Source organism: Chitinophaga sp. W3I9 (assembly GCF_050434025.1).
Classification (GTDB): Bacteria; Bacteroidota; Bacteroidia; order Chitinophagales; family Chitinophagaceae; genus Chitinophaga.
In genome coordinates this window covers 5,306,070-5,326,266 of record NZ_JBNPWC010000001.1, presented here as the reverse complement: position 1 = coordinate 5,326,266, position 20,197 = coordinate 5,306,070, and the positions used below count along the sequence as shown (strand labels likewise).

Here is a 20,197-nt window from a genome sequence, read left to right as displayed (position 1 = left end):
CGTGAAAAAAAATGCTGTAGCTGACCGGACGAAAGGAATAATCAGCATCGTGTTTGTTATGCTCATTTGGGGCAGTTCATTTGCGGTTACCAAAACAGTGGTGCAGGAAGTATCCCCGTACCTGTTTGCCACGCTGCGCCATATCGTTGCCTGCGCATTGCTGTTACCATTTTATTTTCATCAGCGTAAAAAAGTAAAACAGCAGCTGCCTTATAAAAGGCTGGCGGTAATGGGCATCCTGGGAATTACGGTATACTATGGTCTGTTCAATTTTGCCATGCTTTATATCCCGGCATCTACCGGTGCACTGGTGGAGGGCCTGATACCGGTGGCTATTGCCATACCGGCAGCATTACTGCTAAAAGAGCATATCAGTGGCAGGAGTATTGCCGGTATTATATTATGTGTAACCGGAGTGGTGCTGGTAGGTTTTGTGGGAAGCCCGCAGGGAACGCATACATTGCGGGGAAGTATACTGATGCTGCTGGCAGTTTGCTGCTGGAGCGCATATACGTTGTTGTCGAGGAGCCTGAAAGATACAGATACGATCTTAGCTACTGCGGTCAGTACTTTTATTGGTTCGGCTTTCTTAATACCCATATCGGCGGTTGAATTGTACCAGCACGGGATGCCTGAAATATCGGGGAGGGCCTGGGCCGGAATTATTTACCTGGGAGTGTTTGCTTCTGCGCTGGCCTATTTTCTTTATAATAAAGCATTGGAAAGTTTACCCGCTGCCCAGGTGGGTAATTTCCTGAACTTAAACCCCGTGATCGGCGCCGTGATTGCCATGATCTTCCTGAAAGATACCTTTACTCCCTGGCAGATGGCCGGCGGCGTATTGGTGTTGGCGGGTATCTGGCTAAGTTCAAAACGGGTGAAACAGGCAAATAAAGTTGATTAGATACCGTATTTTGGGTACGCGAATCAACAGCTATTGTAATGATTACCAGCCCTGTTACGGACAAAAGAATAAAGGACAGCAATATAAGAATAGCCACCCTGCTGGCTTTTGCCATGATCCCGATGTCGGGTTTTGCCACGGATATTTACATCCCGTCACTGCCGGGTATGGCCAACGCCCTCGGCATTTCCAGCAGCCAGGCCCAGCTGACGGTGAGCCTTTTCCTGATCAGCTACGGTGTATCGCAGCTTTTTATAGGAGGCTTGCTGGACAGCTTTGGCCGGTACCGGATTGCATTGGTAGCGATGCTCATCTTTTGTGCATCGTGTGTGATCATTGCCAATACGCATAACATTTACGTCATTTATGCCATGCGGGTGCTGCATGGTATTACCATAGCGATGATGGTGGTGAGTAAGCGCGCCTTTATTGTAGACCTCTACAAGGGGGAGCAGCTGAAGCATTACCTGAGCCTGTTTACGATCATTTGGTCTACCGGGCCTATTGTGGCCCCTTTTATCGGTGGATATCTTGAAATCACCTTTGGGTGGGAATCTAATTTTTATTTCCTGGGTGGTTTTGCCGCAATATTATTCCTGCTGGAAATAATTTTCAGCGGGGAAACCATCCAGCATACCACGCCGTTTCACCCGGCGAAGATCCTGTCTATTTATTATGGGATGATCCGTACCGGCAGTTTTACACTGGGTATTGTGATGCTCGGACTGGCCTATTCGATGGTGATGGTATATAACATGTCCGGTCCTTTTATCATTGAACATTATTTTAACCTGTCGTCTGTGATCACGGGTTACTGTTCGCTGTTACTGGGCATCGCGTGGATGTTGGGCGGCTTTTTGAGCAAAGGAATGATCCGCAAACCTTTTGTGGAGAAGATCAGCATCAACCTTGCGTTGCAGCTGGTGATGGCTTTGCTGTTGCTGGTGTTGTTTTCGCTGTATGGCGGGTTGTGGACGATACTCGTGTTTGCTTTCCTGGTGCATATGGGCGCCGGGTTTACCCACAATAACTATTTTACTTTTTGTTTGCAGATATTTCCCAGGAATGCGGGGATTGCCGGCGGGCTGACGGGCGGCTTATGCAATGTAATTGTTTCCATGCTGAGTTACGGGTTGATATATGTGTTGCCTGCGGAAGATGGGAAACACCTGTCGTTTAGCTATATCTTGCTGATTATGACGAGTGGGTTGGTGATGTACCGGGTGTTCCGGTTGTACCGTGATTTTTATATAACCAGAAAATAATTGACCATGCAGAAATACCTGTTACAATTTTTTACACTCCTGCTGCTCTTAACGGCATTGCCGGGACATGCGCAACAAGACACGCTGTTGATAGGCGTAGATGCCCGGAAAAGCAAAGGGCCGCTGAAACCCATATGGGCCTGGTTTGGCTACGATGAGCCCAACTACACCTATATGAAAGATGGTAAGAAATTGCTGACGGAAATTGCTGCATTGAGTAAAGTGCCGGTATACGTACGGGTACATAGCCTGCTGGTAACCGGCGATGGCACGGCTGCGCTGAAATGGGGTTCCACCAATGCATACACCGAAGATGCCGCCGGGAATCCTGTGTACAGCTGGACGATCATCGACAAGATCTTTGATACTTTTATAGAACGGGGCATGAAGCCGATTGCGCAGATCGGGTTTATGCCGGAGGCGCTGTCGGTAAAGCCCTCGCCTTACCGCCATCACTGGCAGCCGGATAATAAGTATGGCGATATATTTACCGGCTGGGCGTATCCTCCGAAAGACTACCAGAAATTTGCGGCGCTGGTATATGAATGGGTAAAGCATTCTGTAGCGCGTTATGGAAAAGCGGAAGTGGAAAGCTGGTACTGGGAATTATGGAACGAGCCTAATATCGGCTATTGGAAAGGTACTACAGAAGAATACATCAAGCTGTATGATTACACTGCCGACGCCGTGAAACGCGCATTGCCCACTGCCAGGATCGGCGGCCCTGAAGTAACAGGCCCCAACTGGGATGTATCTGCCAAGTTTTTTAAAACCTTCCTGGATCACGTGGTGAGTGGTAAAAACTACGCCACCGGCAAAACCGGCGCGCCGCTGGATGTGATCACCTTTCACGCCAAAGGTGCGCCCAAAGTGGTGAACGGCGTGGTACAGATGAACATGGCCGCACAGCTGCGTGATATTGATAAAGGCTTTGAAATAGTAGCTTCCTATCCGTCACTGAAGAAGCTACCCATTATTATCGGTGAATCAGATCCTGAAGGATGTGCTGCGTGTTCAGAAGCATTTCATCCTGCCAATGCTTACCGTAACGGCACCATGTATTCGAGTTATACCGCCGCATCGTTTGCGCGGAAGTACGACCTGGCGGCTGCCCGTGGCGTAAACCTGGCAGGCGCAGTGACCTGGGCCTTTGAGTTTGAAGACCAGCCCTGGTTTGCAGGCTTCCGCGACCTTGCCACCAACGGGGTGGACAAACCCGTTTTAAATGTATTCCGGATGTTTGGCCTGATGCAGGGCAACAGGCTGGAGGTAAGTGGGTCCACGAACTATAACTACCAGCAGATCCTCGACAGCAGTGTGCGGGGAGCCAGGCGTGATATTAATGCATTAGCATCCGGTGATGAGCGCAGTGTGAGCGTAATGGTGTGGAACTATCATGACGACAACATTATTCCGGCACAATCATCTCCCGTAAAAATAAAAATAAAAGGACTGCCGGCCCGTGTATTACTGAAGCATTACCGGATTGATACTGCGCATAGCAACGCCTACGAAGCGTGGAAAAAGATGGGATCGCCTCAGCATCCTGACGCTTCGCAAATAGCGCAGCTGGAAAGTGACGGGCAATTACAGTTGCTGTCGTCGCCCGCATGGATGCAGCCGGAGAACGGTGAAATAGTGCTGCCAAATGATTTACCCGGACAAGGTGTATCGTTGCTCCAACTAACGTGGTAACATTTATATCTGTCGCAAACTGCCCTTTTATTGTCTTATTTTGCCCGCTCATTTGACAATGAAGTAAATATCTTTGTGCCCTGAGGTTTTCACCGGTAAAACCAGGTGTTTTACCGGTGGAACAATGATCCTGACCGGAAAGGTTTTCCATAAAAAAACAGTGCATCCTATATTTGAAACCGAATCAGGATACCCGTTGTGAGAAGGAGAAAACATCCGCCAAAGATCTGAAAGATACTTTACAAAAACACCAATATGCACACATCCAGAAAGGCAGCTATCAGCTTTATTTTTGTTACACTATTAATTGACGTAATGGGGTGGGGATTGATTATTCCCGTGATGGCAGATCTCATTGCGCAGTTAAAACACATCCCCGTTAACGAGGCCAGTACTTATGGCGCGTTGCTGTTATCCGTTTTTGCGATCACGCAGTTTTTATTTTCCCCGGTGATCGGGAACCTGAGTGATAAATACGGCCGCCGGCCGGTATTATTACTTTCCCTGTTAGGTTTTGGGATCGATTATATTATCCTGGCATTGGCGCCTGCATATGGATGGTTATTTGCAGGACGCGTTATTGCAGGTATTACCGGCGCCAGCTTTACTACCGCTGCTGCTTACATTGCAGATGTAAGCACGGATGAAACTTCCAGGGCAAAGAACTTCGGGCTGATAGGTGCGGCTTTCGGACTGGGATTTGTGCTTGGTCCGGCGCTGGGCGCATTGCTGGCCAACTGGGGCATCCGTGCGCCTTTTTATGCCGCTGCTGTATTGTGTTTGGTTAACTGTATATGGGGATACTTTTTCCTGCCGGAATCTTTAAGTAAGGAAAACCGCCGGTCTTTTGAATGGAAAAGGGCTAATCCGTTCGGATCGCTGAAATTTTTAACCAGGCATCCGGAAATCGGCGGACTGGCGTTCGGCTTCTTTCTTATTTACCTGGGCGCCCAGGCAGTGCAGAGCAACTGGAATTTCTTTACCATTTATAATTTTAACTGGAGTGAGAAAATGGTGGGTATTTCCCTCGCAGTAGTGGGAGTATTGGTAGGAGCGGTACAGGGCGGATTAACCAGGGTGGTGAACCCAAAAATCGGTAATGAAAAAAGTATTTATCTCGGGCTGGCGCTTTATGCAGTGGGATTGGTATTGTTTGGCTTTGCCACACAGGGATGGATGATGTTTGTATTCCTGATCCCTTATTGTTTGGGCGGGATCTGCGGACCGTCGCTGCAGTCGGTGATATCGGGTCATGTGCCGGCTAACCAGCAGGGAGAACTGCAAGGAGCACTGACCAGCCTGATGAGTCTTACCACTATCATTGGTCCGTTGATCATGAACAGCACCTTTGCTTATTTCACCTCCTCGAAAGCGCCGTTCCATTTGCCGGGCGTACATTTCCTGATCGGCGCTGTTTGTATATTAATCAGTATCGTTATTATCCATAAGGTGCTGAGCAGGGAAAAGAAAGAACATCCGGAGCTGCTGGACGTGATCAACAACAAAGACCTGAGCAGCACACCGATGCACTAAGTCATTACATTTTCAGCCATTTCATCATATCTGCCGTCATTTCCTGCTTGTGGGAAATGACGGTGTCTTTTCCGTTAACCCGTTTCATTTCCTGGAAAGAGTGATCGGTGGGATACACCCGGAATGTAAGGTTCTTTTTGCCCAGCCGCAGAAACTCCAGCTTTACATATTCCAATCCGTAAATGGGCGAGCTGACATCATTGGTACCTGCCGTCATAAAAATGGGAATGTTCAGTTTTGTGAGGTTGTCCATTGGAATGTCTGAGCAGAAGCTGGCCCAGCGTTGATAGGAATGCCCCTCCCATTCGCGTTGGGTATCATGAGGGGTGGCGTAGATGGAAGCGAATTGCACAAATAGTGAATCCACCTGTTGCTGTGCTTCCTGCGGGGAAATGGCGCCCTGGGCGGCTTTCATGCGCACGGCGGTTATAAAATCGTAGAACTGGTTAAGACCTGATCCATTGATGCAGGCGCAATGGGTAATTTTTTTATTCGCCACCGACAGTCCCGGTACTACCTGTGCACCTTCGGAGTAGCCATACGCTACCACTTTCGATTTATTCACGGGGAAGTGACTGTATACATAGTCGAGCACCCTGGAAGCCGCGGCTATGCGCCATTGCAAGCCGGCCCGCTGCCGGTATTCCGTTGAAGGGGACAATAGTGCAACCGCATCTGCCACACTGGCGCTGTCCTTATCTATATTGATTGTATCACAGAAATTGATGCCGGGTTTGCTGATCATTACCACGTGAAATTTATCTGCCAGTTCCAGCAACCCTTGATCAAATGAATTAGCGACAAAGGAGCCTTTCCGGAGCTGCACGAATAACGCCATCGGGTACTGACCGGAGCCATCCAGCGCCAGTAAAACTGGTTTCTTTTTGCCGATATCTTTACTGCTCACATAAAAACGAATGGTTCCAAGGGTGTTATCGTGAATGGTGAAAGCCTGCAATCCGTAATCGGCGGGTTGAGTAGGTTGGCTTTGCGATATAGCGCAATACATCAGCAGGAAAAATAAAAGGCGGAAACGCATACCGGGCTGGGTTTTGGTAAAGGAGATGAATATAAACAGGTTTCCGTGAATATACAAATCGTTGGCGGTTGGGAACTAAAACAACAATGGCCGCCGTTACTGGCAGCCATTGTTGTTTTAGTTCCCGTTTATTATGCCCTTATCATGCCATGCGGATCAATCACAAACTTTTTCGCTGCGCCTTTATCAAAATCGTGGTAGCCTCTTACCGAGTCGTTAAGGGTGATCACTTCTACATTTACGGCATCGGCTATTTTTATTTTATCGTACAGAATGGCGTTCATCAGCTGACGGTGGTATTTCATGACGGGGCACTGACCGGTATGAATGGAGTGCGATTTTGCCCAGCCGAGGCCGATGCGGATGCTCAGGCTTCCTTTCTTGGCGGCCTCGTCTACCGCGCCGGGATCGCCGGTAACATACAGGCCGGGTATGCCCAGTTGTCCGCCTGCACGGGTAATCTCCATAATTGAATTCAGCACGGTGGCCGGTTGTTCCACATTGCTGTTGTGCCCATGTCCCTTGGCTTCAAAGCCTACGCAGTCGACAGCAGAATCCACTTCCGGCGTGCCGGTGATGGCGGCAATCTGGTCGGCGAGGGAGGCCTCCTGTTTCAGGTCGATGGTTTCGCAGCCAAAGCTCCTGGCTTGTGCCAGCCGTTCATCGATCATATCTCCCACAATTACTACCGCTGCTCCAAGCAGGTGGCAGGAGGCGGCGCATGCCAGTCCTACGGGACCTGCACCAGCGATATAAACAATACTGCCTGGTCCTACGCCTGCGGTCACAGCGCCATGAAAGCCCGTCGGGAAAATATCCGTGAGCAGCGTGAGGTCCCGGATCTTTTCCATGGCCTGGTCGCTGTCGGGAAATTTAAGCAGGTTAAAATCGGCGTACGGCACCATCACGTATTCTGCCTGTCCGCCTACCCAGCCGCCCATGTCTACGTAGCCATAAGCTGCGCCGGGGCGGGCAGGATTTACATTCAGGCAGATGCCTGTTTGCCCTGCTTTGCAGTTGCGGCAACGTCCGCAGGCAATATTGAAAGGCACCGAAACGAGGTCGCCTACTTTGATAAATTCCACATCCCTGCCTGCTTCAATGACCAGGCCGGTAATCTCATGTCCCAGTACCAGTCCGGCAGGAGCGGTAGTACGTCCCCGCACCATGTGCTGATCGCTTCCGCAGATATTAGTGGACACTATTTTCAGGATCACCCCATGTTCACATTTACGGTCGCCCAAAGCCAGTTTGGGGTAATCAATTTCCCTTACCTCCACCACACCGGGTTCTATATAAGCAACACCATGATTTTTACACATACCATATCTTTTTAGAAGTTATTTAATCGCATCTGCGCCTGCCTGCGCCACTATATGATCATTTTCCACGGAGTCGCCGGATACGCCTACGGCGCCGATGATCTCATTTTTTTCATTGCGGATGACCACGCCGCCGGGGAAGGTGATGAGGCCACCATTGGAATGTTCAATATTATACAAGGAGCCGCCTGGTTGCGACAGCTTGCCGATTTCGCCGGTGGGCATATTGAAGTATCGTGCCGTGCGGGCTTTTTTCTGCGAAATATCTATAGACCCCAGCCAGGCGTCGTCCATGTGAACAAAGGCGATAAGGTTGGTACCTGCATCCACGACTGCAATGTTCATCAGTGTTTTAATTTCGGTGGCTTTGGCTTTAGCAGCAGCAATAACAGCTTCCGCCTGTTTTAACGTGATATTCATAACAGGATTTTAATGTGAAGGAATGACCAATATTAGGCATATTGGAGATGGGGGAATTGAACGATTATCCTGATTGATAGAACGATGCTATTTTTTTATTTCTTTGATGATCCAACGGGAATTTATCGATAAATTTATAAGGCGGAAAACCTGCGTTACGATAAAAATTCCACCATGAACCAGATATGCCATCTTTCTCCTATTAACCTGAGTGATGCCACTTCGCTGGATACGATGGTAGAGCACCGCCGGGTGTTTAACCTGCGGCACTGTGAGCTGAACATCTTTGAAACTTTTCACCGCTGCAGTAATGTGGCACTCTCTTATAACGGGCTGGTAGTATCCAGTATGATGCGGGGTAAAAAGATCATGTCGTTGTCCGGATCGGAAGAGTTCTTTTTTTTGCCGGGAGAAAGTGTGATCCTGCCGGAAGGCGTGTCTATGAAAGTAGATTTTCCGGAGGCGGATGAAAGGCATCCGGTGCAGTGCGCCACCCTGGCGCTCGACTGGGATATGGTGAATAAGAACCTGGCTTTTCTGAATGAGCAGTATCCCAATAAGGCGGCGCCGTTTGAATGGCAGCTGAATTTCAGCCGGTATCACTTTTTAAATAACAAAGAGCTGGCCGCCAGTATGAATAAACTGATCGGGATCAGCATGGAGAGTGATCCTGCAAAGGATGCACTGGCAGATCTCTCGCTGAAATTTTTATTACTGCGTATTATACAAACACAAAACCTGGTGGCCATTAATGATGCAGGAGTAGGTAATCACCGGTTTACACCTGTGTTGCAATATATCAGGGAGCATCTTACCCAAAAGATTACTATTGATGCGTTGGCAAAAGTATCCTGCATGAGCCGTTCCGTTTTTTTCCAGGCATTTAAAGAGCAATATGGTATTTCACCGCTGGAGTATATTTTGCAGGAGCGCATCCGGCGCGCAAAGCAGATCATGGCGGATCCTGCATTGAGTATCACGGATGTGTGTTACCAATCGGGGTTTAATAACCTGAATTACTTTATTAAATTGTTTAAACGGGCAGAGGGAATTACGCCCAGGGAATACCGTAAATAGTATCACGGAAATGTGATGACGCTATTGGAAACGGGCAGCTCACGGCGTACGGGTTGTGATTGCGGAATATACGGCGCGCTGCCAAATTTGTTGAAGTCGGGGATAGTACCCGTCAGCGTAAATTTTTCAAATACAAAGGGAAGTCCTTCTGCGCCCAGTGGCGCATCGGCGTTCGCCACATGCAGGTGAAGGTGCGGTCCGGTGGACTGACCTGTGAATCCCAGCCGGGCGATCACGTCTCCTTTCTTTACCCGCTGGCCTGCTTTTACCACGATACTTTCCGGCTGCAGGTGTTCATAAAACACGTAGGTGTTGTCCGCTATTTTTAAAGAGATATAATTGCCCGTGGCCAGGTGGGCGGCATAATCGGGGTGATTGGATAATGCGGTGCTTTCCGGGAAATCGGTTCTGGTGGAACTAACCACGCCGTCTGCCACTGCCAGTATGCCGGCGCCATAGCCGTACCAGTTAGTGATCCTGTCCTCATCGCCGGCGGCGAATTTCCCGGTGCTGTCGAGCTTTACAAAGTCAACGGCAAATCTTCCGGGGATACGTGCTACTCCATCCTTTACAAATATCACGCGGCGGTGCCCCTGTGCCCATACCGGGCTGTAAACGGCGGTCCAGGGGCCTCCTTTCAGCGGGGCGCCCAATACAATTGCCGGACTGGTTACCAGTTGTATGGCCGCGCCCGTGATGGTATATTCCGTGGCCGTATCACGAAGGGTATTTTTGAAAGATACCTGGTGAATAATTTCAGGAGGGAATTGAGCGGCGGCAGCGGAATATTCCACAAACAGCACCGCCATATTACCGGGCGGTATGGTGGCGGTGGGGGATTTCTGTCCGGGTGCAGCAAGTCGTTGCAACAGGTCGGTGTCTTTTATCAGCGTCAAAGCAGTGGTATTCTTCGCATCCTGTGCTTCCACTTTTGTGAGCAGCAGGGGCCAGGGAGAGAAGTTGGTAAGATGAATTTCGTAGAAGAGTACAGGATGTCCGCCGGTTACTACCGGTTTGGGAACGTGGTGTACTTGTATTTCAAGCGCCGGAGGCAGGGCAGGGATGCGGTTGTCCTGTGCCTGGCAGAGGAAGGCGGGCAGGATGAACAGGGGAAGCAGCGCTTTCTTTATATGGCTTATCACGGGTATTATTTAGAATGAAAAGATAAGCAACTTCTTCTTCCGTTACTGATTACCCGCGAAATATAAAAAAATATCCCTGTGACGTAGTAATGCCGTAGTGCCGGATGATGGTTCTTTTATGCGAACCTCTACTTTTGAAAGGATTAATCCACATTTCTTTTCCACCAAAAAACTACCCGTATGAAACCATTTCTAAAGCTGTTAGCTATCCTCCTTGTTTGTGCGTTTAATACCATTGCTCAAACCCCTTTCCGCGTTATTGGATATATGCCTTCCTGGGCAGGTAATGTAAACCAGGTGCAGTATAGTAAGCTTACTCATATCAATTACGCATTCCTGTTGCCTACCAGTACCGGCGGTTTGCAGGCAATCGATAACCCCGCGAAGTTACAGAGCCTGGTGAGCACTGCGCATGCCAATAATGTAAAGGTGCTGATATCTGTGGGCGGCTGGAATGATGGGAACGACAGCGGCTTTGAATCGCTCGCCGCCAACAGTACCTACCGCAATAATTTCGTGACCAACATGATCAATTTCGTGAACCAGTATGGTCTTGATGGCGTGGATATCGACTGGGAGTATCCAGATGCCGGCGCATCGGCCAATAACTATATTACGCTGATGACGCAGCTCAGCACAGAGATGCATAACAGGGGTAAACTCCTTACCGGCGCTATTGTGGGTACCGGCGGGGCCAGTATCTTAAACAGCGCTTTTGCGTTGGTAGATTTTTATAACCTCATGGCTTACGACTACAATAACTTCGACCACTCTACTTACAGTTATGCTACCCAGTCGGTGAACTACTGGCGCGGCCGCGGACTCCCAGCGTCCAAAACCGTGCTTGGCGTGCCTTTTTACGGAAGGCCCACCTGGGAGTCGTACGCTCAGCTGGTGGCGCGTGGCGCCAATCCTTATGCCGATGTATTTGATAATGTTGGCTACAACGGCATTACTACCATCAAACAAAAAACGAACCTGGCTTTTGACCAGGGCAGCGGTGTGATGATCTGGGAGTTGTCGCAGGACGCCACAGGAGCCAATTCGTTGCTGTCGGCCATTCATGAGGTAGTACTTAGCCGTACCGGCAACCCGGGCGGCAATGCGCCTGTTGGGCAAACGATATGGCTGCGCGGCAACAACAACCTGTATGTGAGCGGCGAGAATGGCACCCAGGCAATGAACTGCAACCGTACCAGCGCACAGGGCTGGGAACAGTTTACCGTAGTGGATGCCGGCGGCGGCAAAATTGCTTTACGCAGCCAGGGCAAGTATATATCATCCGAAAACGGTACGCAGGCCATTACGTGTAACCGTACCAGTATCCAGGACTGGGAAAAATTCACCTGGATCAATAACAGCAACGGCACCATTTCACTGTTGTGCAACAATGGCGGCTATATCTGCTCGGAAAATGGCACGCAGGCAATGAGCTCCTGGAGAACTACCGTTGGCACATGGGAATCGTTCAATTATGGAGCGGTGAGCGGACTGGCAGCCATCAGTAGCATCACCGCTGCCGTTGCTGCCACGCATGGGGCCATCCCGGAAGAAGCTGCCGCCGCTGCTATCAGTGTATATCCCAATCCCATCCGTTCGGGCAGTGCATTTACCGTTACCCTGCAACACTATAACCCGAAGGCGCCTGTAAAGGCTACCCTGATCAGCGCGGGCATGCAGCCCGTGGCCGTGCAGCAGCCTAATGCAAAAACCTTCAACATAAATACCGGCACCGTCGCCGGCGGCACGTATATCCTGGAAGTGATGCACGACAACAAACGGCTCGTGAAGAAAATCATTATACAGTAAACCCTCCTGATGATAAACCTATTTTCTCACCCACAATTACACATTCATGAATTCCACTGTTTTCTCACGTAATGTTGCAGCAGCCGGACTGCTGTTATTCAGTGTCAGTTTTATTTCCTGTAAGAAGGAACTGGCGAAATCAAACCTGCCCGGCAACACAACCCTGGCTGCCGCCGATGCTGCTATAGGAATTAACGCCATTAACAGCACCTGGTCTGTTAACTGGGATAATTACGCCAATGGCACTACCTACACATCTACCAATGCTGCCAGTGATTTTGGCAATGTAACCGGCTGGAACAACAACCGCGGCTACATTTCCAATGGCAACCTCCGCATCCAGCTGGATCCCAACGCGCTCTCCGCAGCCGGCGGGGTAGTGGCCAACATCGATGTATCTGACGGCGCCGCTTATGAAATGGATTATGATATCCGTTTTCACAGCCAGTTCGACTGGAGCCGTGGCGGTAAAGTAGGCTTCGGCTTTTCCATTGGTGATGGCAACACCGGCGGCGATCCCGCCTGGGATGGTAATGGCGGCACCCTCCGGCTCATGTGGTACCGTAACGACGCCAACAGGGTGTACTTCCAGCCTTACCTGTATTACAGGGACCAGCCGGGCCAGTACGGCGACGACTTCGGGCTCACTTACCCTGCCAGCGGCAGCATCCAGAAAGGCACTACTTATCACGTACACCTGTACATAAAAAGCAACACCGGCAGTAATACCGATGGTCACGTTCAGATCGTGATCAACGGCACCGTGCTGCTCGACCGGGATATCCGGTGGACCACCAACGACAGCAAACGGCTGATCAGGGGCGTAACTTTTCATACGTTCCGCGGTGGCAGCCAGTCTTACTGGGAATCATCTACCGTAGGTTATATTTACTATGATAACCTGAGCATTCATAAGATTAATTAATGAAGAAGCCCGCCGGTGCAATGCCGGCGGGCTTTTTTATGCGCATATTTTTAAAGAAGCACACGACGATCATCTGCAATAAAAAAATCAACCCAGCACAAACCGGTATCCTACACCTTTAATGGTGAGGATCTGCAGGTTGTCATCCTCTTTCAGGTGTACGCGCAGCCGGGTAATATATACATCCAGGTTGCGGCTGTTGAAAAAGGAATCATGTCCCCAGAGCAGGTCGAGGATGTTTTTCCGGTCGATGATGCCATCGCGGTTTTCGTATAGTAGTTTGAGTAATTCGCTTTCTTTGTACGACAGCTTTTTTTCTTCTACATCGTTGGCCAGTACCTGGCGATTGGTATAAAACCGGAACTTACCGATTTTGATGTGATTGGTAGCAGGAGCGGGTGTTTTATCTGATTTACGCAATACGTTTTCAATACGTACAATCAGTTCTTCCATACTGAAAGGCTTGCGGATATAATCGTTGCCTCCCAGCGTAAACCCTTTTACGAGGTCGTTGGTTTGTGTTTTGGCGGTGAGGAACAGGATGGGTACTTCCTGGTTGATAGCGCGTATTTCGGCGGCAATTTCAAATCCGTCTTTATTGGGCAACATGATATCCAGCACGCATACGGCAGGGTTTACCTGTTTGAACAATTGCATTACATGGGCGCCATCGCTTTCCAGTATTACTTCGTATCCCCGTCGCTGTAAACTTTCTTTCACTATTTTGCCCAGCGACAGTTCATCTTCGATATATAAAATTTTAATACTCATTTCATCCTGTTTTAAGCTTTATCACCCGGCGGTTTTTGTCGTAATGAATAACCGGCGCTTCTGCGAAGGGAAGCTTGATGGAAAACGTACTGCCTTTATGCAGCTCACTTTCCACTTCAATAAAGCCCATGTGCGATTGTATAATGTGAGATACATAACTGAGCCCCAGGCCATATCCTTTTATATTATGCCGGTTGCCACTGGGCACGCGGAAAAATTTCTCAAAGATCTTGTTTTTATATTCACGCGCAATGCCTATACCGTTGTCGGTTACACGCAGTTCCAGGTATTGTTTGTGATCAATGATGTGGATCAGGATATTGGGGTCCTGGCTACTGTACTTTAATGCATTATCCAGCAGGTTGTACAATACGCTGGTCATATGCAGTTTATCGGCGGTGATGATAAAGTTATGACCTGTTCTTTTCAGCGTGGTAACCGCGCGTTGTTTTTCAAACTGCAGCTTCATGGAAATCATTACGCTGCGGGTAAGGTCTGTAAGATCGAAAGGTTCTTTGTTCAAAGGAATTTCCCTGTTTTCAAACATTGATAATTTCAGCACTTTATCTACCAGCAGTGCGAGGCGGTTCATTTCATTGGCCGATATATCGAGGTATTCGAGTGTTGTTTGCAGATCTTCCAGTGCGTCAAAATTTCTCAGCGCTTCAATGGCCACACTAACAGTGGCGATAGGCGTTTTCAGCTCATGCGTCATGTTGCTGATAAAATCATTTTTGAGTTGTGCCAGCCGTTGTTGTTGTTTCAGGTTGCGGTAAAGCAGCAGGAAAGAGAAGATGGTAACAGCCAGGAGGAAAAAGGATATCAGTATCGGCTGACTGATGCGTTTCAGCAGGTACCAGGTATTGTTTTCAAATAAAACCTGGTAACTCATGGGTTTGGTAAAACCGATGGTCACCGTATTACCTTCCAGGTCATCCGGGAAGGTATTGAACATATGATTGGTAGTAGTATCTAAGGGAATGGTATTAACAGTAAAGGAAACGTTAATCTTTTCCCGTTCCAGTGCCCGTTGGTACCGGTCCACCACTTCTTTTACGGTAATAGAATCCCTGAGGGAATCTACACCGGCCAGGAACTGGAATACCGTTGTAGCGGGAACTCCTTTGGTAACGCCGTATTGTACATTCACAGAATCATCTTCCGGCATCGATGCAGGATCTACTGCCACAAACATCGTCCGCTTTCTGATGGGCATGGCAGGAGCGCTCATGGTAGAATCTCTCATTCTTTCCTGCAACACATTGGTGACACCCGTCATACCCGCACGGTCATGTACCCGCAGGCTGATATTGGAATCCAGGTTGAGCTTTACGGCCTGCAGGCGAAAAATGGTTTCCCGGAAAAGAATATTGGTGCGGGCGGTAAACAATCTTTTTTCCTCCCGGTAGTTATTGCTCAGCCAGTATGCCTGGAAAGCGGTGATCAGCAGGATGGTCAGCGCAATCAGGGAAATGGTAGCCGGTATGGAAAGTTTATATCGCACTATGTTGATTGAATGGTAAGAAATAACAATACTACCGCAAATGTATCATTTCCTGCTTCCCAACGCGGAAACATTAACCTAAATTAACATTAAATCAAGTGATGTTAACCTCTGTTCCGGCAGGAAGGAAATAGCTTTATTTTCTTAAATGTATGTAACATGAAGAAGATAATTTTTACGTTAGCCATCAGTGGATGCCTGTTAACCGCCAGTGGCCAGCAACAGCAGGGACGCGTGCTCTACGAGCGCACTGTACAGATGCAGATGCGGATGATGGGAATGGCCGCTGGTGCAGACGCAGGACCGGAGCCCGATAACATACTGCCGCATTCCAGGAAAGATAAGCTCGAAGTATTGTTTGGCAACGGGCAGTCGCTGCGCCGCGCCGTGGAGGAAGATGCTCCCGAAGAATTCGCCGGGGAAGGTGGTATGCATATCCGCATGATGGTGGCCGGCGACAACGACGTGACCTATACCAGTTTCTCCAACGACCGCGTAGTAGAACAACGTGAGTTTGCTGCAAAGAACTACCTTATTACGGACAGTATCCACCGGCTCAACTGGAAGATCACGGGCGAAACCCGTACTATACTTAATTATCCCTGCCAGCAGGCCGTAACGCAGCGTATCGGCAAGCGTTCCATGACCTCCATGGAAAACGGGCAGATGAAAACCAAAGAGGTGGCCGATACGGCCAATATCACCGCCTGGTTTACATTGGCTATCCCGGTGCCTGCCGGGCCGGACTTCCAGGGACAGCTTCCCGGGCTTATCCTGGCTGTTGACATCAACAACGGCGCTACCGTTTACCAGGCGCTGGAAGTATCGCCGCAGGCAGATCTTGCTGCCATCCGGGAGCCTTCCAAAGGGAAAAAGGTAACGGAAGAGGAGTTTAATAAAGCACGGGAGAAGCTGATGAACGAAATGCAGCGCAATGGCGGCGGCGCCACACGCAGTATCAGGATAGCACAGTAAATAACTGCCATAAGAAAGGGGCCGGATGATATCATCCGGCCCCTTTCTTATGCCCCTTACTTTTTAACGCCGGATCATCCTGATCCCCGGCGCTGCAGCATTGAAAATGCCATTCTTACTAAGACTGTAAGTGAAGCTCAACAGGAAAAAGCGTTGCAGGTTTTTCGTGCGGCTGTCTTCAATATAATTTTGGTTGGTGCTGCGGTTAATACCCACATTTTCATTCAGGATATCAAATACACTCAGCTTCAGCTCCCCGCGGTTAAAGCGAAGGAACTGGCGGCTGACAGACGCATTCCATAACGGCACCTTTGCATTAAATCCATCTGTGCGGCGGCTGTTAATAGTATAGTTAAAACTGGTACTCACATAAAAATTTGCAGGCAGCTGCCAGTTTACTTCTCCGTCATATTGTTGCAGAAAATAGCCGGTGTTGAGGGCAGGCTGCAGGGAGTAAGCTGTTTTGTAGTAATTAATCCCCCCGCCAAACGTGAGGTTCAGCTTATCCGAAGGGTTCAGGTCAAAACGTACAGAAGGCCCCAGCGTAACCGTACTGATACCGTTGGATACCTTGTTGATAAACTGCTTGGTTTTGCTGTAACCTACGTTGCTGCTGAAGTTAACCGTGCCTTTCAAGGCCCGCAGAGGCAGGCCCAGACTAATGCTGCCGGTCATGTTGAAAACACCGTTTACATTCACTGGCCGGCTGTATTTAATACCAAGACTATCCACCACATCATCATTCACAATCTTGTTCTGCGTTTCCTGGATGTTGAAGAAAGCGAACAGGTTTTTATTTCTGAAGGGGTTTACCGAAATGAAGTTGAGCTGTACGGCGTGCGTTAACTCCGGTTTCAGATCGGGGTTGCCTTCGCGGATATTGAGGGGATCGCTGATGTCCGGCACCGGTTGCAGCTGCGACATATCGGGCTGGTTGGTAATGGCTGCGTAGTTGATGCTGAGGTTCCGGTAACGGGTAAAGTCGTATTGGAAACGCAGCGATGGTAACAGGTTATAAAACGTTTGACGGATCACGGAGTCTTTGGTGCCGGCGATGATGGTGCCTTTCAGCGAAGCATACTGCCAGTTGAGGCCCGCAGCGAGACTGTATTTCTTTTGTTTTGTACGCAGACGGATACCTGCATTGGTATAGCTATAGGCATTTTCGAAGTTGTTTGTCAGCGCAGGATTTGGCTGGTCGAACTTCCCGTTATCGCCGTTGTAATCATAAGTGATTTTATCGGAAGTAGTTTTCGTATAGCTGTTGCCGATACTGAACTCCATCAGTGAGTGCTTGAATAACGGTTCCGTATATACGGCGCGGGCGTTATAGCTGTTCATATCTCCGGATATGGTATTGCGCTGGTGGATGGAATCGTAACCGGGCTGGGAGGCAGGGTGGTTATAAAAATGATTTACGGAAAGCAGGCTGCCATTGCTTTCACTGTTATTGCTACTGTTTTGCAGATTGAGTGAAAACGTGCGGCCTTTGCGCAGGAATTTTTTACGGAACAATACATCATTGCTGAAATTGGAGCCATGACCTGCGGAGTAGTTATTGCTGAAGCCTTCATTGGCCAGCTGCTGGCTTTCCGAAAGGGTTTCATATTTGCTGTAGCTTTTGCTGCGGTTTTCCTGGTAACCAAAAGACGATGATATTTTAACCGAGTGCAGGGAGTCGATCTGGATATCGGCGCCCAGGTTGAGGCGGTGGGTATTATTGATGTTGTTGCTGGTAGCGTGCTGGTTGTAGAAATAAGAGGAGTCCGGCAGGAAATACTGGCGTTGTATTTCGCTTTCCTGGTAAGGATTATAGCGGTTATAAAAGTAGCTGCTGGTAAATTCTGTTTTTTTTCCGATGATGTTATTATAATTGATCCCGCCGCCCCATACGGTTTTAATGCCGTTGCCGCTGCTGCCGCCCATGAATGCGGCGGCGGGGTCGTCGGCGCTCATGGTGAAACTGGCGTTGCCGCTGCCGCTTTGCCGCATGCGGTTCAGTTCTCCGCTGAAGCTCATCATATCCATAAAGGAGAAGCCTTCTGCATTGGTGTTGTTGGCCATGCCGATAACGGAAAGTTGCCGCGCTCCTTTGAAGGAATTGATGTTAAAGCGGCCTTCGTACCGGTCGCTGGTACCCGCGCCGGCCATGGCTTTTCCAAACATGCCTTTCTTTTTATCCTGTTTGAGTTTCAGGTTAATGGTTTTTTCGCTGTTGCCATCATCAAAGCCGGTGAGTTGTGCCGCATCGCTGAGGCGGTCGTATACCTGTACTTTGTCGACTGCATCGGCAGGGAGATTTTTAGTTGCCATTTTGGGATCTTTGCCAAAAAACTCTTTTCCATCAACCATCACGCGGTTTACTTTCTGGCCCTGTGCTTTTACGGTGCCGTCTTTTGCCACCTCTACGCCGGGTAGTTTTTTCAACAGTTGTTCTACGCTGGAATTGGGCGGTGTTTTAAAAGAGCCCGCATTATACTGGATAGTGTCGCCTACGAGTGTTACCGGTGGTGCTTCTCCGGTTACGGCTACTTCATTGAGCTGGATACTGAGGTCGTGAAGCACAAGAGCAGGGAAGTTCATCACGGGCGTTGCGTTGCTGATCGTTACCATGCGCTGGAGAGAGTGGTATTTTACATGCGTGATGAGCAGCCGGTATTCGCCGGCGTGTATGCCGTTGATTTCAAAATATCCTTTGTCGTTGGTCATGGTAAAGGAAACCAGTGAGGAGTCTTTTCCCTGCAGCAGGGTGATAGTGGCTGATGCCACTGGCCGGCCGGCACTGGTATCAGACACGGTGCCTTTGATAACACCATTCCTTTGTGCGTTGGCGGCAAGGGATAAACAGGAGATAAGAAGCCACAGGTAATATTTTTGCATAGCGGACGTTTACTTTGTTACCGAAAGTAGGTCCGGGTGTGGCAAAAGCAGGTTAACAAGCCTTGCATTAATGTTAAGGAAGGTTAATAAAATGATATTGAAGCCCTGCTCCGGTACGGGCAGGGCTTCGCAGCAACGGTGATTAGTCGAGGTACAGGGCCTTTACAGCGACGTCATATTTATTGCCGTCTGTGCCGGTGAAAGATCCCGCGTTGTTCAGTTTTTCATAGATAAAAAGGGTAACTACCTCATAAAGTTTGCCGGTAGTGTAATTCATGAGATCAATACCGAAAATGAAATCAGGATGTAACCGTTCATGCGTAACGGGGTCCAGGATATAGAAGATCGTATATCCATCAGTATTGACGGCATCCAGTGTTTGATATAACCCATAGGAGTCAAATGCAGCTTTTAACTGTGGGATGGTGTCTACATTTGTTATGTCGCCCAGGCTGAAGTCCATCATTAACAGTTGCAGGTCTACTTCACGGGGAAAGCAATGGGTAGCAAAATTGGCGGCTTTTATTTTCATAAAACCTGCAGGAGGTTTGGATTCAGCTGCCTGGGTATTGACTAACGCAATGGGAGTGGTAACTTCATCCGGCTGAAACAGGGTGAACTCGTAGGTTTGTGTGGCTTCTACCCGCAGGAGGCTGTCGAAAAGAAAAACAGGTTTATCCGCCGGGTCTTCTGTAATTCCCCATATCTGCAGCTTATTGACACCTGGTTCCAGCTTCATGAAGTCAGTCGATTGTATTTGTTTGGGATAGCCTTCCAGTCCGAAGCGGAGTGCGCTATAGGAAGTAGCGTTATTTATCTTCAGCTGTCCGAATACGATAAAATCATCTGCCGCTGTTTCCTTTTTGCAGGAAGTGTTGCTGGTCAATAAAATGATCATCACTAAAGTAAAATGAAGGAATTGTTTCATGGCAGATG

At 49.0% G+C, this 20,197-nt stretch carries 16 protein-coding genes; 8 read left to right on the top strand and 8 right to left on the bottom strand.

All coding sequences use genetic code 11. From position 1 onward, the window contains the following. Position 1: 1 nt before the first annotated feature. The 4 genes from QFZ51_RS21555 (at position 2) to QFZ51_RS21540 (ending at position 5,397) form a co-directional block, all read left to right on the top strand. On the top strand, positions 2–904 hold the full coding sequence (locus tag QFZ51_RS21555; RefSeq protein ID WP_429048756.1) for a DMT family transporter: 903 nt from the start codon (positions 2–4) through the stop codon (positions 902–904). 38 nt (positions 905–942) lie between these two features. Next, complete coding sequence (locus QFZ51_RS21550; protein ID WP_429048754.1) at positions 943–2,169, top strand: MFS transporter; 1,227 nt, start codon at positions 943–945, stop codon at positions 2,167–2,169. A 6-nt stretch (positions 2,170–2,175) separates the two neighbouring features. Beyond that, positions 2,176–3,864, top strand: a complete 1,689-nt coding sequence (locus tag QFZ51_RS21545; RefSeq protein ID WP_429048752.1) for a GH39 family glycosyl hydrolase — start codon at positions 2,176–2,178, stop codon at positions 3,862–3,864. Positions 3,865–4,119: 255 nt separating this feature from the next. After that, positions 4,120–5,397, top strand: coding sequence for a TCR/Tet family MFS transporter (locus QFZ51_RS21540; RefSeq protein ID WP_429048750.1), 1,278 nt, complete (start codon positions 4,120–4,122; stop codon positions 5,395–5,397). A 4-nt stretch (positions 5,398–5,401) separates the two neighbouring features. On the opposite strand, the gene QFZ51_RS21535 is transcribed toward QFZ51_RS21540, so the two are convergent. From QFZ51_RS21535 to QFZ51_RS21525, 3 genes are all read right to left on the bottom strand, one after another. Next, on the bottom strand, positions 5,402–6,436 hold the full coding sequence (locus QFZ51_RS21535) for a hypothetical protein (protein ID WP_429048748.1): 1,035 nt from the start codon (positions 6,434–6,436) through the stop codon (positions 5,402–5,404). Positions 6,437–6,567: 131 nt separating this feature from the next. After that, entirely contained in the window at positions 6,568–7,758 is a 1,191-nt protein-coding gene (fdhA, locus tag QFZ51_RS21530; protein WP_429048746.1) for a formaldehyde dehydrogenase, glutathione-independent, read from the bottom strand. 18 nt (positions 7,759–7,776) lie between these two features. After that, positions 7,777–8,178 (bottom strand): GlcG/HbpS family heme-binding protein, encoded by a 402-nt coding sequence (locus tag QFZ51_RS21525; protein ID WP_370910470.1) that lies wholly within the window; start codon positions 8,176–8,178, stop codon positions 7,777–7,779. Positions 8,179–8,352: 174 nt separating this feature from the next. Between QFZ51_RS21525 and QFZ51_RS21520 the strand changes: the two genes are divergently transcribed. After that, a complete protein-coding gene (locus tag QFZ51_RS21520) occupies positions 8,353–9,255 on the top strand; it encodes an AraC family transcriptional regulator (RefSeq protein WP_429048744.1) in 903 nt (300 codons plus the stop codon). Between the two features lie 2 nt (positions 9,256–9,257). Here the strand turns inward: QFZ51_RS21520 and QFZ51_RS21515 are convergent, their stop codons facing one another. Then, on the bottom strand, positions 9,258–10,397 hold the full coding sequence (locus tag QFZ51_RS21515; protein WP_429048742.1) for a M23 family metallopeptidase: 1,140 nt from the start codon (positions 10,395–10,397) through the stop codon (positions 9,258–9,260). Between the two features lie 180 nt (positions 10,398–10,577). On the opposite strand from QFZ51_RS21515, the gene QFZ51_RS21510 reads away from it, so the two are divergent. Next, positions 10,578–12,206 carry a glycosyl hydrolase family 18 protein gene (locus QFZ51_RS21510; RefSeq protein WP_429048740.1) on the top strand — a complete coding sequence of 543 codons (1,629 nt, stop codon included), beginning with the start codon at positions 10,578–10,580 and terminating at the stop codon, positions 12,204–12,206. A 46-nt stretch (positions 12,207–12,252) separates the two neighbouring features. Further along, positions 12,253–13,131 carry a polysaccharide lyase gene (locus QFZ51_RS21505; RefSeq protein WP_429048738.1) on the top strand — a complete coding sequence of 293 codons (879 nt, stop codon included), beginning with the start codon at positions 12,253–12,255 and terminating at the stop codon, positions 13,129–13,131. A gap of 87 nt (positions 13,132–13,218) precedes the next feature. Here QFZ51_RS21505 and QFZ51_RS21500 read toward each other — a convergent pair whose 3' ends face one another. Then, positions 13,219–13,902 (bottom strand): response regulator transcription factor, encoded by a 684-nt coding sequence (locus QFZ51_RS21500; protein WP_429048737.1) that lies wholly within the window; start codon positions 13,900–13,902, stop codon positions 13,219–13,221. 1 nt (position 13,903) lies between these two features. Then, complete coding sequence (locus tag QFZ51_RS21495) at positions 13,904–15,406, bottom strand: sensor histidine kinase (protein ID WP_429048735.1); 1,503 nt, start codon at positions 15,404–15,406, stop codon at positions 13,904–13,906. 159 nt (positions 15,407–15,565) lie between these two features. On the opposite strand from QFZ51_RS21495, the gene QFZ51_RS21490 reads away from it, so the two are divergent. Beyond that, complete coding sequence (locus QFZ51_RS21490; protein ID WP_429048734.1) at positions 15,566–16,381, top strand: GLPGLI family protein; 816 nt, start codon at positions 15,566–15,568, stop codon at positions 16,379–16,381. Positions 16,382–16,444: 63 nt separating this feature from the next. Here the strand turns inward: QFZ51_RS21490 and QFZ51_RS21485 are convergent, their stop codons facing one another. Together QFZ51_RS21485 and QFZ51_RS21480 are read right to left on the bottom strand one after the other, a co-directional pair. Continuing rightward, a complete protein-coding gene (locus QFZ51_RS21485) occupies positions 16,445–19,261 on the bottom strand; it encodes an outer membrane beta-barrel protein (protein WP_429048732.1) in 2,817 nt (938 codons plus the stop codon). Between the two features lie 142 nt (positions 19,262–19,403). Continuing rightward, on the bottom strand, positions 19,404–20,189 hold the full coding sequence (locus tag QFZ51_RS21480) for a hypothetical protein (protein ID WP_429048730.1): 786 nt from the start codon (positions 20,187–20,189) through the stop codon (positions 19,404–19,406). Between the last annotated feature and the right edge of the window lie 8 nt (positions 20,190–20,197).